Here is a 14004-nt window from a genome sequence, read left to right as displayed (position 1 = left end):
GGTTGGTGCGGTCGGCCCGGGCCCTGCGGGCGGCACGACAGTGCCGCTCACGTAGCCTGACCGGGTGTTCCGGACCGCGCTCAAGCCACGCTGGCTGGGCCTGTTCCTGATCGTCGTGGTCATCGTCGTCACATGCGTCGAGCTCGGGCTCTGGCAGCTGCACGTCGCCCAGGACAAGGGCCTGGCAGCCGCCCTCCGGCAGGCCCACGAGGCGCAGCCCATGGCGGTCGCGACCCTCCTCACCCCGCAGCAGCCCTTCCCGAACTCCGAGTCGGGGCGCCCCGTCACCGCCGTCGGCACGTATGCCGCCTCAGGGCAGGTCATCGTCGGGCCGCGTCGCCTGGACGGCCGCACGGGGTACTGGGTGCTGACGCCCCTCACCCTCACCGCGAACCGCACCGTGCTGCCCGTGGTGCGCGGCTTCGTGACCGACCCCGCAGCGGTGCAGGCGCCCCCCAGCGGAGCGATCTCGCTCGACGGCTCGCTGGCGCCGGGGGAGTCGCCGGCGGACCCACCCGCCCTACCGGCAGGCACGGCACCCGGGCTCGGCTCCGTCGACCTGTCGATCCTGGTCAACCGCTGGCCCGGCCCGCTCTACAACGCGTTCGTCTTCGCCCAGGGCGAGAAGACCTCGACGGGCGCGTCCGTGGCCCCGTCCGCCGGGCTGAAGCGGGTGCCACCGCCGGAGGTGAGCGGGGGTCTGCAGTGGCGCAACGCGGCCTACGCGGTGCAGTGGTGGATGTTCGCGGCCTTCGCCGTGTTCATGTGGTTCAGGATGGTGCGCGATGATGCGCGGCGTGACTGACATCAAAGACCCCGCGGGCACCACGAAGGCCCTCACCCTGTTCAAGACCATGGCCATCATGTCGGGCCTGGCGCTCTTCGTGCTGATCGCGATCATCATCCTCAACGGCGGCTTCGGCAAGGGCGGCGCCTCGGCCGTCTGGAGCCCGATCCACGGGATGATCTACTTCGTCTACGTGATCTCCATCGCCAACCTCGGCTTCAAGGTCGGCTGGAGCCTGCCCAAGATGGTCGGCATCATGCTGACCGGGTTCGTTCCGCTGCTCCCGTTCTGGGCTGAGCGCCGCTTCGTCGCCGAGGTCGAGGCTCGGCTGGCTCCCGCACGCCGGTAGCCTTCATCTGTGAGCGACCCCGCAGCCGCCGACGTGGTGACCAGTGACGTGACTCAGGCCCAGGACGACGACCGGGTGGAGGCCCCCGCGGCCGACCGCGCGGAGCCGCCCACCACCCCCCTGCAGGCCCGGCCGGTCCTGGTGGTCGACTTCGGCGCCCAGTACGCCCAGCTGATCGCGCGCCGCGTGCGCGAGGCCAACATCTACAGCGAGGTCGTGCCCCACACCGCCTCGGTTAACGAGCTCCTCGCCAAGGACCCGGCGGCGATCGTGCTCTCGGGCGGACCCTCGTCGGTCTACGAGGAGGGGGCGCCCGAGCTCGACGCCGCGCTACTGCAGGCCGGCGTGCCTGTGTTCGGCATGTGCTACGGCTTCCAGTCCATGGTGCAGGCGCTGGGTGGCACTGTCGCCCACACGGGTCTCGGCGAGTACGGCTCGACGCCGGCCGCCATCTCCGACCCCAGCTCAACGCTGTTCAACGGCCAGCCCACCGACCAGTCCGTGTGGATGAGCCATGGCGACTCGGTGACCCAGGCGCCCGACGGCATGCGGGTGACCGCCTCCACCGCGGGCGCCCCGGTCGCCGCCTTCGAGGACGACGAGCGGCACCTCTACGGCGTGCAGTGGCATCCCGAGGTGATGCACTCGACGTTCGGCCAGCGGGTCCTGGAGAACTTCCTCTACCGCGGTGCCGGTCTGACCGGTGACTGGACCGCGGCGCACGTCGTGGACGAGCTCGTCGACGCGATCCGCGAGCAGGTCGGCGCCTCCCGCGTGCTCTGCGCGCTCTCTGGTGGCGTGGACTCCTCGGTCGCTGCGGCCCTCGTCCAGCGGGCGGTCGGCGACCAGCTCACCTGCGTCTTCGTCGACCACGGCCTGCTGCGTGCGGGCGAGGCCGAGCAGGTCGAGAAGGACTTCGTCGCGGCGACGGGCGTCGACCTCGTCGTCGTCGACGCCCGCGAGCGGTTCCTGTCCGCGCTGGCCGGCGTCTCCGACCCCGAGGAGAAGCGCAAGATCATCGGCCGCGAGTTCATCCGCGTGTTCGAGCAGGCGGCCCGCGACGTCGTCGGCTCGCGCGGTGACGACGAGCACCCCGTGGAGTTCCTCGTCCAGGGCACGCTCTACCCCGACGTGGTCGAGTCCGGTGGTGGCACCGGCGCGGCCAACATCAAGTCCCACCACAACGTCGGCGGGCTCCCCGAGGACCTCCAGTTCAAGCTCGTCGAGCCCCTGAGGTCGCTGTTCAAGGACGAGGTGCGCCAGGTCGGCCTCCAGCTCGGCGTGCCCGAGGCCATCGTGTGGCGGCAGCCCTTCCCCGGCCCGGGGCTCGGCATCCGCATCGTCGGCGAGGTGACCGCCGAGCGGCTCGAGGTGCTGCGCGCAGCCGACCAGATCGCCCGTGAGGAGCTCACCGCCGCCGGGCTCGACCGCGACATCTGGCAGTGCCCCGTCGTGCTGCTGGCCGATGTGCGCTCGGTCGGCGTCCAGGGCGACGGCCGCACCTACGGCCACCCTGTGGTGCTGCGCCCCGTGTCCTCCGAGGATGCCATGACGGCCGACTGGACCCGCGTGCCCTATGACGTGCTCGCCAAGATCTCGACCCGCATCACCAACGAGGTCCGCGAGGTGAACCGCGTGGTTCTCGACGTGACGAGCAAGCCGCCGGGCACGATCGAGTGGGAGTGACCAGTGAGAGTGAACCGGTGGGGCTGAGCTGATGAGCACCGACGCGGTCAGCCGCGCCGTGATGCGTCACGTCCTCATCGGGCCGCCGCTGCGGCTGGCCACGCGGATGAGCGTCGAGGGCCGGGCTCACGTGCCGCGTGACGGCGCGCTCATCGTCGCCTCGAACCACCTGTCGTTCCTCGACTCCATCGTCATCCCGCTGGCCTCGGGTCGGCAGGTGCACTTCCTGGGCAAGGCCGAGTACTTCCAGGGCCGGGGGCTCAAGGGGGCAGCCGTGCGCTGGTTCCACACCACTGCCGGCACGATCCCGGTCGACCGCGCCGACCCGCGCGCCGCCGCCGGCTCCCTCGAGGTCGCCGAGGCGGTCCTGCGCCGGGGTGATGCGTTCGGCGTCTATCCCGAGGGCACGAGGTCGCCCGACGGCCGGCTGCACCGGGGCCGCACCGGGGTCGCGCGCATGGCGCTCGCGACGGGGGCCACCGTGCTGCCGTGCGCGGTCATCGGCACGGACAAGGTCCAGCCGCCGGGGTCCAACGGCTTCCGGCCCGCCAAGGTGGTCGTCCGCTTCGGGCCCCCGGTCGACGTGGCCGCCCTCCAGGCCCGCTACCAGAAGGCCGCGCTGCTTCGCGCAGTCACCGACGCGGTGATGGACGCCATCGGCGACCTGTCCGGCCAGGAGCGGTCGGGCCAGTACGCCTCCGACGTGAAGTCCGCCCTGGGCGCATGACCGAGCGCCGCGGCATACCTGCTGGGGTGGTTCGGCACACCCACCCGTATGCCGCGTGGCCGCCGGCGAAGCGCTGCCGGTTAGGGTTTGTGCCGTGTTGAGGACGACGGCGGCCGTGGTCGCAGGCAAGGCCGCGCGCGCCGCATCACGGCTGCGCGGCGGAGGCTCTGCGCTGCCCGGGCTGGTCGCCGAGCGGGTGGACCCCGGGTTCCTGGCCCACGCCCTGGCCGAGGTGCGCGGCGGCATCGTCGTGGTGAGCGGCACCAACGGCAAGACGACGACCACCAAGATGCTCGTGGCCGTCCTGCGTGCCCATGGCCGCACCGTGTTCACCAACCCCACCGGCAGCAACTTCACCCGCGGAGTGATCTCCTCGATGCTGGGCGAGCTGCCGATCGGCGGTCGCCTGCGCGCCGACATGGCGGTGCTCGAGCTCGACGAGGCCCATGCACTGAGGTTCGCCGAGGCGGTACGCCCGACCCACAGCCTGCTGCTCAACGTCGCCCGGGACCAGCTCGACCGGTTCGCCGAGATCGACCACACCGCCCAGCTGCTGGCGACGCTGGCCGAGCAGACCACCACCGGTGTCGTGCTCAACCTCGACGACTCCTTCGTCTCGCGCATCCGCGACCGCGTCGCCGACGGCGTGCAGGTGCGGTACTTCGGCGTCGACGCCTCCATCGCCGACCGGCTGCCGGAGCTCCAGGAGCAGGACGTGCGGTTCGACGACGGCTTCACCGCCCCCGAGCCCGGTCCCGACGACGGGCTGCTGAAGCCGTCGGATGAGCGGACCTTCGAGGTGCTGTTCGGCGAGTCCGCGGTGGGTCCCCTGGAGCTGCAGCAGCGAGGGCTGGCGGCGATGATCAACGCGACGGCGGCCACCACGGCGGCCCGCACGCTGCTGGGGCCCGCGTTCGACGCCGAGCTGGCGGCCTCCGCCCTGCGCGCCGTCACGCCGCCCTTCGGCCGCGGTGAGGTGGTCATGGCCGAGGGCCAGCCCCTCGAGCTGGTGCTGGTCAAGAACCCCGCGGGCTTCACTGTGGCCCTCGGCACCTATGGCACGACCCCGGTCGCGACGATGATCGCCATCAACGACAACTACGCCGACGGCCGGGACGTGTCCTGGCTCTACGACGTGAGCTTCGAGAGCCTGCGCCAGCGCGGTGTCGCGGTCACCAGTGGCGTGCGCGGCTACGACATGGCGCTGCGGCTGCAGTACGACGACGTGCCGGTCGAGGCCGTCGAGACCGACCTGGACCGCGCGCTCGACCAGTTCCTCGCCCGCCACCCCGACGAGCCGAAGCGCATCTTCTGCACTTATACGGCGATGATGGCGCTGCGCCGCACGCTCGCCGCGCGCTACGACCTGCCCGACATCGGTGAGGAGGCGTCATGAGCGACGTCCCCAGCAAGGGCGAGATCCACGTCGTCCACCTCTATCCCCGTGAGATGAGCATCTATGGCGACCTGGGCAACACCCGGTGCCTCGCCTCGCGCATCCGCCGCCACGGCTACACGCCCGTCGTCCACCAGCACCACCCAGGGGCCGCGTTCCCCGAGCAGGCGCACCTCGTCGTCGGTGGCGGTGGGCAGGACTCGGGTCAGGTCCGGGTGGAGGCCGACCTCGAACGCATCGCCGACCGGCTGCGCTCGCTGTTCGACGCCGGCACCCCGATGCTGATGATCTGCGGCATGTACCAGCTGTTCGGCAACGCCTTCATCACGGTGGAGGGCAAGCGACTGCCGGGTCTCGGCATCCTCGACGTGACGACCCAGGGCAACGCCAAGCGCATGATCGGACCGGTCGTGCTCGACACCGAGTTCGGTGACGTCGTCGGCTACGAGAACCACTCGGGCTCGACGACGTTGGGTGCCGGCCAGGCGCCGTTCGGGACCGTCCGGGCCGGGCACGGCAACAACGGCACCGACGGCACCGAGGGCGCCCGGTCGGGCAACGTCTTCGGGTCCTACCTGCACGGCCCGATCCTCCCGGCCAACCCGGCCCTGGCGGACGCCCTGGTCGCGCTCGCGGCCGAGCTCGCGACGGGGGCCCCGTTCGAGCCGCTGGCCCAGGACGACGCTTTCGCCGACGAGGCGCGCAGCCGTCAGGTGCGCCGGCTCGTCAAGCGGGGCTGAGCGCCGCGCCGACCTGCTCAGCGAGCAGCACCGCCACCCTGAGCTGGTCGGCACTCGGGCGCACCACGCGAGTGGCAGCCGTCAGTAGGAAATGGCCCACGACATACCCCCCGCTCCGCACGAGCAGCGCCGTCTCGGCGTCGACCGGCAGGCCGTGACGGCTGACGTCGAGCACCCGACCGGTCCGCAGCACCGTGCCGTCGGCCATCAGCAGGGGCTCGGCGACGTCGCCCGGAGGACCCGCCAGGTATCGGCATCCGTCGAGGCCGAGCACCTCGGTGAGCCGTAGGGCGACGCTCGTGGTCAGTTCGGCGGTGTCCGGCGCCGAGACCGCCATGGCCGACACTGCGGTGTCGACCAGCCCGGCGAGGTAGCCGGTGGTGCGGCTGGCGCGGTCCTGCTGGCGCCGGCCCCACAGTGCCAGCTCGCTCACCGCGACACCCACCGCGACGAGCAGGACGGTGGCCTCGACGTCGGCTGGGCTGGTGATCGCCAGCTGGCCCCTCGGCTCGGTCAGCAGCACGTCGAACCACAGCGCACTGGACAGCGCGGCCACCACCCCGGCCGCCCTGATCCCGGTCGCAGCGGCCGCGACCACCGCGAGCACGAGCAGTAGGGCCGCGGACACAGCGGGGACCGAGCTCCACACCACCGTGAGCACGAGACACACGACCAGCGGGACCAGCCCCGCCGCCGCCACCACCACCGGCCGTCGATCCACCAGAATCCTCTGCACGTCCATGAAGCCATCAGGCAACCGGAGCCCAGGTGGGGTCAAGGGTCTTGACGCGATCTGTATGCCGCGTCGCGCCCGTCGCGCCGCCACGCGCCCAGGACTGGGCCAGAATCGAACCATGAGCAGAGGTGCGCTGCGGGTCTACCTGGGTGCCGCGCCCGGCGTGGGGAAGACGGTCGCCATGCTCTCCGAGGCCCACCGCCGGCTCGAACGCGGGACGGACGTGGTCATCGGGGTCGTCGACAGCCGGGGGCGCGACTTCACGGAGGCCCTGGCGGCACCGCTCGAGCGCGTGCCGCCCCGCCGGTTCGACGGCGCGGTCGACCGCGCGGTCGACGGGCCCGACGGCTCTGCCACCGTCGAGGAGCTGGACACCCTGGCCGTGGTCGCGCGCCGACCCGAGGTCGTGCTCGTCGACGACCTGGCACACAGCAACGCCCCGGGCAGCCGGCACGCGAAGCGGTGGGAGGACGTGGAGGAGCTCATCGAGGCCGGGATCGACGTCATCTCGACGGTCAACATCCAGCACCTGGAGTCACTCAACGACGTCGTGGAGTCGATCACCGGCCTGCGACAGCAGGAGACGGTGCCGGACGACGTCGTGCGCCGCGCCGACCAGATCGAGCTCGTGGACATGTCGCCCCATGCGCTGCGCAGGCGCCTGGCGCACGGGAACGTCTACAGCGCCGACAAGGTCGACGCCGCCCTCGCCAACTACTTCCGCGAGGGCAACCTCGGTGCCCTGCGCGAGCTGTCCCTGCTGTGGGTGGCCGACCGGGTGGAGGAGGGACTGGGGCAGTACCGCTCCGAGCACTCCATCGCCGAGTCCTGGCCCACCAGGGAGCGCGTCGTCGTGGCCCTGACCGGGGGCCCGGAGGGCCGCACCCTCCTGCGCCGGGGCGCGCAGATCGCCTCGCGAGGTGCTGGCGGCGAGCTGGTCGCGGTCTACGTGACGCCGCCCGACGGGCTGGTCGACGCCCGGCTCGAAGGGATCGCCGAGCTGCGCCGGCTGACCACGGAGCTGGGGGGCACCTTCAACGTCATCAAGGGCGGCGACGTGGCGCAGGCCCTGCTCGACTTCGCCGCCAGCGTCAACGCCCGCCAGATCGTCATCGGCGCCTCGCGCAGGCTGCGCTGGCAGGCGCTGTTCTCCCCCGGGGTGGGGCAGCGCGTCGTGGACGGCTCCGGCGACATCGACGTCCACCTCGTGAGCCATGAGCTGACCCGCAGCGTCCGGCCCCCGCTGCGGTTCGGACCCGACCTGGGACTCGCCCGGACCACGGTCGGCTGGGTCCTGGCCACGCTCGGCACGCTCAGCCTCACCGGCATACTCAAGGCGACCCCCGGGTGGCACGACCTGCCGCTCGAGGTGCTCCTGTTCCTGCTCCTCACCGTGCTCGCCGCGCTGGCCGGTGGCCTGTGGCCCGCGCTGCTCGCCGCCCTGCTGAGCAGCGTGGCGCTCAACTGGTTCTTCACGCCGCCGCTGCACACGCTGACCATCGCCGACCCGCAGGACCTCGTCGCCCTGCTCGTGTTCGTCATCGTGGCCGTGTCGGTGTCCTCGCTCGTGCACGTCAGTGAGCGCAGGGCGGCGTCCGCGCGGGCCGCCCAACGTGAGGCGGCCGCGTTGGCGGCGTCGGCGGAGTCCCTGCTCGGCGAGCGGGACCAGCTGCCGGCGCTGCTGCGCCAGGCGGTCGAGTTCTTCGGCGTCGACGGTGCTGCGGTGGTCAGCCGGCCCAGCGTGCGCGACCCATGGCAGGTGTGGTGCGCCACAGAGGGCTTCGACGTGGAGGGCATCCCGCGCGCGTCGGTGCTGGCCACCGTCGACGACGAGCGTTCGCTGGTGCTGCTCGGCCGGGTGCTCACCGGCGCTGACCGGAGGCTGGTCTCCGCCTTCGCCTCCCGCGCCGCCGCGCTGGTCCGCAGGGACGAGCTCGTCGAGCAGGCCAGGCGGGCCTCGGCCCTCGCCAAGGACAACCGAGCCCGGACCGCCCTGCTCGCCGCCGTCTCGCACGACCTGCGCACGCCCCTGGCGAGCATCAAGGCAGCGGTGTCCGGGCTCCGCCAGGGTGAGGTGTCCTTCACGCCCGAGGACGAGGCCTCGCTCCTGGAGACCATCGAGGAGTCGACCGACCGGCTCACCGCGCTGGTGACCAACCTCCTGGACATGTCGAGGCTCCAGAGCGGCTCGATCACCCCACGCGTGGGGCCGGTCGACGTGGAGGCGGCCATCTCGCTGTCGGCGGGCCAGCTCCCCGAGGGTCGGCGCGTGCGGCTCGTCGTCGCCCCCGACCTGCCGCAGGCGGTGGCCGACTCAGGTCTGCTGGACCGGGTCCTGGCCAACGTCCTGGAGAACGCCCTGCGACACTCGCCCGGCCGTCAGGAGGTGGTGGTCCACGCATCGCCGGTCGCGGACCGGGTCCAGCTGCGGGTCGTGGACCGGGGCGTCGGTGTGCCCGAGGAGGCCAAGAACCTGATCTTCGCGCCGTTCCAGCGGTTCGGCGACGCACCCAAGGCGGGCACCGGCGTGGGCCTCGGGCTGGCCGTCGCCCGAGGACTGATGGAGGCCATGGGCGGGACGATCCTGGCCGAGGACACCCCCGGTGGCGGCCTCACCATCGTCATCGAGCTGCCCCTCCTCACACAGCCGGCGAGCGCTCCGGGGTCCCCTCGGCTCGCTGACAGGATGAGCCCGTGAGCTCCATCCTGGTGGTCGACGACGAGCCGCACCTGGTTCGCACCCTGGCCATCAACCTGCGGGCCCGCAACTACTCCGTCGAGACGGCCGGGGACGCGCACTCGGCCCTGGTCGCCTTCCACGATTCGCGGCCCGACCTGATGGTGCTCGACCTGGGGCTGCCGGACCTCGACGGGGTCGAGGTGCTGCGCCGCATCCGCCAGGTGTCAGACGTTCCGGTCATCGTGCTGTCAGCCCGGACCGACTCCGTCGACAAGGTCGAGGCGCTCGACGAGGGCGCAGACGACTACGTGACGAAGCCGTTCGCGATGGAGGAGCTCCTGGCGCGGGTCCGGGTCGCCCTGCGGCGTGACCGCGAGACGGCCGATGCCGCGCTACCGCCGTTCCGGACCTCGCGGTTCACCCTCGACTTCGACGAGCGCCAGGCGGTCGTCGACGGTGCCGAGGTGCGCCTGACGCCGACCGAGTGGCGGCTGCTCGAGGTGCTCGCCCGAGAGCCGGGCCACCTGGTCGCGCACCAGGAGCTGCTGCGCGAGGTGTGGGGTCCGCGCTACGGCCGCGAGTCGAACTACCTGCGGGTGTATGCCAACCAGCTGCGTCGCAAGCTCGAACCCGACCCGGCGCGGCCGCGGTACCTGCTCACGGACCCCGGTCAGGGCTACCGGCTCATCGGCGACCCGCCTGCTGGCTGAGGCCCCCCGGAGACAGTCGGCTTCGGTGAGTCAGCCGACCGGCTCGGCGGCCGACGTGTCATCGGGAGTGCTCTTGGGGCTGAGCGTCCAGGCAAGCCAGCCGAGCGCCCCCAGGGGCACCTCCATGACGTGCGTGAACACCGAGAACATCACCGCGCCCGCCACCGACTCGGGGTGCCCGGCGCCCCACGCCACCAGCGTCGCGACGGTGACGGACTCCGTCACCCCCAGCCCGCCGGGAGTCACCCCCACCGCGGTGGCCAGCCTGCCGATGGCGTATGCCGCGAAGAGCTGGCCGTAGTGCAGATGGACACCGGTGGTGTGCATGCACAGGAGGAACAGCAGGTAGTAGACGCCGAAGTACCCGGCCAGCCCCATGGTCATCTTGAGCCAGCCATGGCGGACGACCTCGTTGATCCGCCCGCGCAGGTCCCTGACCAGTGCCTCGACGCTCATCGACCGGCGGTGCCAGAGCCGACCGGCCACCGCGTCGATGCTGCTCCCGATGGCGACCGCGGCTCGTTCCGAGACGAGCACCGCGACGAAGGTGGTGAGAATGAGCGTGCCCGTGACCGTTGCGGCGACCGCGGCATCCTGCAGCGGCTTGGGCACGCCTCCCGCTCCGGCGAGAAGTCCCACGATCGCCAGCAGTGGCAACGCGATCCGCGACAGGACGTTCCACACCCCGGTGACGATGGCGGAGGTGGAGATGTCGCGGCGGGAGAAGCCCCACGAACGGCAGATCGTGTAGGTCGCTGCCAGCCCGACGGCGCCGCCACCGGGCAGCAGGTTCCCGACCGCGGAGCCCGCGACGTTGACGACCAGTGCCTGCCAGTGCCGCAGGCCGGGCATCGAGCCGGTGAGCGTCAGGGTGTAGCAGTACAGCCCGACCATGACGCCGACCACCATGAGGGCATCCGTCGCAGGCGGGACCTGGCGCAGGATGTGCCAGACCGCCCCCCAGGTGGTGTGCCCGAAGTGGGGGAGTCCCCAGACGAGCAGGACGGCGGCCAGGCCGAGCCCGACCACGCCTTGCACGACGGTCCGTGGGTGCGAACGGCGTCGTGGGTCGACGGTCATGGCAGACCCTCGAAGATGTCACGCGACACCGGCCCCGGCTGCCCTGGGCGACGCGCCGGGTCGACGAACCACTCGCGGCCGAAGACCAGGTCGTACAACGGCCGCGGGATCCGCAGGAAAGCGGCCAGCGTCCGGTCGGCGCCGCCCTCGGCGCTGGCCTGCGAGGCGTGCGCGCGCATCGCGGCACGCTTCGCGGCGGCATACCGGATGACCGAGACGCGGTGGGTGATGTCCTGCCGCGCGCTGTAGGCGCGGGCGAAGGCCGCCCGGTCGAAGTCGGGAGGGAAGTGGTAGACGCGCGCCGCCAGGTCGAGCCCCCGAAGGAGCGTGTCCCGCGGCACGGTCGCCTGCAGCACGCGGGGGGTGCCCGCGAGCTCGGCTGCACGCGCCCCCACCTCGTGGACGCGCACGTGGTCGCGGTGCCCGTAGCCGCCGTTGGCGTCGTAGGTCAGGAGCACGTCGGCGGACTCCTCGCGCAGCACGGCCTCGAGGCGCCCGGCGGCCTCGTCGAGCGGTGCCCGCAGGAAGCGGGTGCGGCCGGGCGGGTCGGGGAGCAGCTCGCCGGTCATCCCGCTGTCGGCATAGCCGAGGTAGACCAGCCGGGCGACCCCGAGCGCACCGGCCGACACGCGCAGCTCGTCGAGACGCCGGGAGCCCAGGTGACCGTCCGCGGCATACGTGCCCGAGGCGAGGCCCAGCTCGCCGTCGGTGGCCACCACGAGCACGACCCGGTGCCCCTCCGCGGCCGCGCGCGCCATCGTCCCCGACGTGAGCAGGGCTTCGTCGTCGGGGTGGGCGTGGAACGCCACGAGGGTGCGGGTCATCACCAGCCATCCTTCCGCATGGCAGGCTCTAGCCCGTGAAGGTGGCGCTGTTGACCGACTGCTACCTGCCCAGGCTGGGCGGGATCGAGGTCCAGACCCACGACCTGGCGGCGCGCCTCCAGGCGCGTGGCCACCACGTCGAGGTGTTCACCGCGACACCCGGTGACCAGGGACAACGGTGGGGGGTGGTCCAACAGGTCGACGGGATTCCCGTGCACCGGATGGCGCTGCGGCTGCCGTGGGAGCTGCCGGTGAACCCGCTGGCGCCTCCGGAGGTGCGGCGCCGGCTGCGGCGTGGCGGCTTCGACGTCGTCCACCTGCACATGGGGGTGGTGAGCCCCTTCGCCTCCGACCTGGCCGACGTCGCCCTCGGGCTGGGGCTGCCGACCGCCATCACCTGGCACTGTCTGATGGCCCGCTCCGCGATGGTCTTCCGCGCCCTCGGGCACGCGCGTCGGTGGGCCCAGCGCGGCGCGACGCTGTCGGCCGTGTCGGGCATCGCGGCCGCACAGGTGCGGCAGGTGGCGGGGGAGGGCCTTCTCGTCGAGGTGCTGCCCAACGGCATCGACGTCGCGACCTGGGCTCCCCCCGACCGTGTCACCGAAGCCGAGCGTGCCGCCGCTCCTGAGCGCGAGTTCGTCCGCGTCGTCGCAGCCATGCGCTTCGCCCGCCGCAAGCGACCCGCGGCCGTGCTGGAGATCGTGCGTGCCGCTCGTGACCTGGTTCCGCCTGGGGTGGGCATGCACCTCGACCTGTTCGGCGACGGGCCCGAGCGGCGACGTCTGCAGCGGTTCGTCGACCGGCACGAGATGGCCGACTGGGTGTCGATGCCAGGGCGTGCCACCCGGGAGGAGCTGCGCGCCCGGTACTGGGACAGCGACGTCTACCTCACTCCCGCGCGCCTCGAGGCCTTCGGTATCGCCGCCCTGGAAGCCCGGACCGCGGGGCTGCCCGTGCTGGCCCGCCAGGACACCGGTGTCGCGGACTTCGTCACCGACGGTGTCAACGGCATCCTCGGGCGTGACGACCAGGCGCTCGCCGAGGCGCTCGCGACGCTCGTCACCGATGGGGCGCTGCGTCACCGGATCGCCAAGGAGAACGCCTCCGTGCCCCCCGCCCAGAGCTGGGACGCCGTGGCCGCCCTGGCCGAGCGCGAGTACCGGCGGGCGGGTGCGACATGACCCCCACGCCGGCAGGAGAGCAGGGGCGCCCAGCGGAGATCCGTGTGCAGGCCACCGCCCCCGGTGGCCGCGAAGTGGCCCGGTTCGTCGTGGCGCACGGAGCCGACCCGGTTCGTGAGCTGGCCGGGCTCGGCTGGGGCGGCGCCCGGCTGGTGGAGGCCTCCCTGGCCGAGGACGGAGCCCTCGTGCTCGCTTTCACGGTCGTCCCGTCGACGCCCGAGCACCACCCGCCGTCGCAGGTACCCAGCGATGCCGGCCTCGTGCTCGAGCCGGGTGAGCTCGTGCACCCCTACCAGCGCACGGCCGCGTACGGCGTGGTGACCAGCGCGCGGGGGATGCTCCTGACCGAGCTCTCCGAGCGCACCTCGGCCCCGGGGCGCTGGACCCTGCCGGGTGGCGGTCTCGACCCGGGTGAGTCGCCGGTCGAGGCCCTGCATCGCGAGGTGTGGGAGGAGAGCGGGCAGCGCATCGAGCGGGTGCGGCTGCTCGAGGCCCACACCTCCCACTGGATCGGGCGCGCACCCTCGGGTCGGGTCGAGGACTTCCACGCAGTGCGCATCGTGTATGCCGCGTGGTGCCCCGAGCCGACCGACCCCGTCGTCCACGACGTGGGTGGATCGACGGCGTCGGTGCGGTGGGTGCCTCGGGAGGCCGTGGCGCGCTACCACCTCGGACAGTCGTTCGCCCCGCACGTCCGGCGCTGGCTGGACGACGTGCCTTAGGACCCCAGTCCGTGGTCGGCCTGGTGGCCGGCGTCGCCGCGGGTGTCGTCGCGGCGGCGTCCGAGCACACCGAGCAGTCCGACGAGGACGAGAATGCCTCCGACGAGGACGATCCCCAGGGGTCCGAGGTGGCCCCAGTCCACCGTGAACGCGCCGAGCTCCTGCCCGAGCGCGAGCGCGGCGATGGCGACGCACACCAGCCCGAGCATGATGGCGGGCCAGTGCGCTCCCCTCGGGCGGCTCGCGGGCGCCCCCGCCGGCGCCGCGGCCGTGGTCGGGGGGACCTCCGTCGTGGGCTGGTCGGTGATCTCCGCCGTGGGCTGGTCGGTGATCTCTGCGGTGGGCTGGTCGGGGGACTGGTCGCTGGTCTGGTCGCTGGTCATGGC

14 protein-coding genes are annotated in these 14004 nt (G+C 72.5%); 10 read left to right on the top strand and 4 right to left on the bottom strand.

The window, feature by feature from the left end:
• Nucleotides 1-64: 64 nt before the first annotated feature.
• From VGN50_RS09425 to VGN50_RS09400, 6 genes are all read left to right on the top strand, one after another.
• The gene (locus tag VGN50_RS09425) at nucleotides 65-805 is read left to right on the top strand and encodes an SURF1 family protein (RefSeq protein WP_327444501.1); all 741 of its coding nucleotides are present in this window, start codon (nucleotides 65-67) and stop codon (nucleotides 803-805) included.
• On the top strand, nucleotides 798-1136 hold the full coding sequence (locus VGN50_RS09420) for a DUF3817 domain-containing protein (RefSeq protein WP_327444500.1): 339 nt from the start codon (nucleotides 798-800) through the stop codon (nucleotides 1134-1136). The genes VGN50_RS09425 and VGN50_RS09420 overlap by 8 nt, the downstream gene beginning before the upstream one ends.
• Before the next feature lie 75 nt (nucleotides 1137-1211).
• Nucleotides 1212-2822 (top strand): glutamine-hydrolyzing GMP synthase, encoded by a 1611-nt coding sequence (gene guaA, locus VGN50_RS09415; RefSeq protein WP_327444545.1) that lies wholly within the window; start codon nucleotides 1212-1214, stop codon nucleotides 2820-2822.
• 31 nt (nucleotides 2823-2853) lie between these two features.
• Nucleotides 2854-3549, top strand: a complete 696-nt coding sequence (locus VGN50_RS09410; protein WP_327444499.1) for a lysophospholipid acyltransferase family protein — start codon at nucleotides 2854-2856, stop codon at nucleotides 3547-3549.
• A 94-nt stretch (nucleotides 3550-3643) separates the two neighbouring features.
• Complete coding sequence (locus VGN50_RS09405; protein ID WP_327444498.1) at nucleotides 3644-4945, top strand: MurT ligase domain-containing protein; 1302 nt, start codon at nucleotides 3644-3646, stop codon at nucleotides 4943-4945.
• Nucleotides 4942-5685 carry a cobalamin biosynthesis protein CobB gene (locus VGN50_RS09400; protein ID WP_327444497.1) on the top strand — a complete coding sequence of 248 codons (744 nt, stop codon included), beginning with the start codon at nucleotides 4942-4944 and terminating at the stop codon, nucleotides 5683-5685. Before VGN50_RS09405 ends, VGN50_RS09400 begins: the two co-directional genes overlap by 4 nt.
• On the opposite strand, the gene VGN50_RS09395 is transcribed toward VGN50_RS09400, so the two are convergent.
• Nucleotides 5672-6406 (bottom strand): DUF4118 domain-containing protein, encoded by a 735-nt coding sequence (locus VGN50_RS09395; RefSeq protein WP_327444496.1) that lies wholly within the window; start codon nucleotides 6404-6406, stop codon nucleotides 5672-5674. The two genes, VGN50_RS09400 and VGN50_RS09395, sit on opposite strands and share 14 nt — an antisense overlap.
• A gap of 133 nt (nucleotides 6407-6539) precedes the next feature.
• Between VGN50_RS09395 and VGN50_RS09390 the strand changes: the two genes are divergently transcribed.
• Together VGN50_RS09390 and VGN50_RS09385 are read left to right on the top strand one after the other, a co-directional pair.
• Nucleotides 6540-9119: a sensor histidine kinase gene (locus VGN50_RS09390; protein WP_327444495.1), complete on the top strand. Its 2580-nt coding sequence runs from the start codon at nucleotides 6540-6542 to the stop codon at nucleotides 9117-9119.
• The gene (locus tag VGN50_RS09385; protein ID WP_327444494.1) at nucleotides 9116-9811 is read left to right on the top strand and encodes a response regulator transcription factor; all 696 of its coding nucleotides are present in this window, start codon (nucleotides 9116-9118) and stop codon (nucleotides 9809-9811) included. Before VGN50_RS09390 ends, VGN50_RS09385 begins: the two co-directional genes overlap by 4 nt.
• 30 nt (nucleotides 9812-9841) lie before the next feature.
• Here the strand turns inward: VGN50_RS09385 and VGN50_RS09380 are convergent, their stop codons facing one another.
• The gene (locus tag VGN50_RS09380) at nucleotides 9842-10891 is read right to left on the bottom strand and encodes a lysylphosphatidylglycerol synthase transmembrane domain-containing protein (protein WP_327444493.1); all 1050 of its coding nucleotides are present in this window, start codon (nucleotides 10889-10891) and stop codon (nucleotides 9842-9844) included.
• Complete coding sequence (locus VGN50_RS09375; protein ID WP_327444492.1) at nucleotides 10888-11715, bottom strand: PIG-L deacetylase family protein; 828 nt, start codon at nucleotides 11713-11715, stop codon at nucleotides 10888-10890. Before VGN50_RS09375 ends, VGN50_RS09380 begins: the two co-directional genes overlap by 4 nt.
• Before the next feature lie 35 nt (nucleotides 11716-11750).
• On the opposite strand from VGN50_RS09375, the gene VGN50_RS09370 reads away from it, so the two are divergent.
• Together VGN50_RS09370 and VGN50_RS09365 are read left to right on the top strand one after the other, a co-directional pair.
• Nucleotides 11751-12896 carry a glycosyltransferase family 4 protein gene (locus VGN50_RS09370; RefSeq protein WP_327444491.1) on the top strand — a complete coding sequence of 382 codons (1146 nt, stop codon included), beginning with the start codon at nucleotides 11751-11753 and terminating at the stop codon, nucleotides 12894-12896.
• Entirely contained in the window at nucleotides 12893-13618 is a 726-nt protein-coding gene (locus VGN50_RS09365) for an NUDIX hydrolase (RefSeq protein WP_327444490.1), read from the top strand. The genes VGN50_RS09370 and VGN50_RS09365 overlap by 4 nt, the downstream gene beginning before the upstream one ends.
• Here VGN50_RS09365 and VGN50_RS09360 read toward each other — a convergent pair.
• Nucleotides 13615-14001, bottom strand: coding sequence for a hypothetical protein (locus tag VGN50_RS09360; protein ID WP_327444489.1), 387 nt, complete (start codon nucleotides 13999-14001; stop codon nucleotides 13615-13617). The two genes, VGN50_RS09365 and VGN50_RS09360, sit on opposite strands and share 4 nt — an antisense overlap.
• Nucleotides 14002-14004: the final 3 nt, after the last annotated feature.

The sequence above is a fragment of the Pedococcus sp. genome (assembly GCF_036000045.1).
In the GTDB taxonomy this organism is placed as follows: domain Bacteria; phylum Actinomycetota; class Actinomycetes; order Actinomycetales; family Dermatophilaceae; genus Pedococcus.
Note: the sequence above shows the minus strand (reverse complement) of the source record. Positions and strands in the feature narration are given on the sequence as shown.

What these genes read in the sequence shown, in the direction of transcription:
- VGN50_RS09410 (WP_327444499.1), top strand. Translation starts at nt 2,854, where the DNA reads ATGAGCACCGACGCGGTCAGCCGCGCCGTGATGCGTCACGTCCTCATC.
- VGN50_RS09400 (WP_327444497.1), top strand. Translation starts at nt 4,942, where the DNA reads ATGAGCGACGTCCCCAGCAAGGGCGAGATCCACGTCGTCCACCTCTAT.
- VGN50_RS09390 (WP_327444495.1), top strand. Translation starts at nt 6,540, where the DNA reads ATGAGCAGAGGTGCGCTGCGGGTCTACCTGGGTGCCGCGCCCGGCGTG.
- VGN50_RS09380 (WP_327444493.1), bottom strand. Translation starts at nt 10,891, where the DNA reads ATGACCGTCGACCCACGACGCCGTTCGCACCCACGGACCGTCGTGCAA.
- VGN50_RS09375 (WP_327444492.1), bottom strand. Translation starts at nt 11,715, where the DNA reads ATGACCCGCACCCTCGTGGCGTTCCACGCCCACCCCGACGACGAAGCC.
- VGN50_RS09365 (WP_327444490.1), top strand. Translation starts at nt 12,893, where the DNA reads ATGACCCCCACGCCGGCAGGAGAGCAGGGGCGCCCAGCGGAGATCCGT.
- VGN50_RS09360 (WP_327444489.1), bottom strand. Translation starts at nt 14,001, where the DNA reads ATGACCAGCGACCAGACCAGCGACCAGTCCCCCGACCAGCCCACCGCA.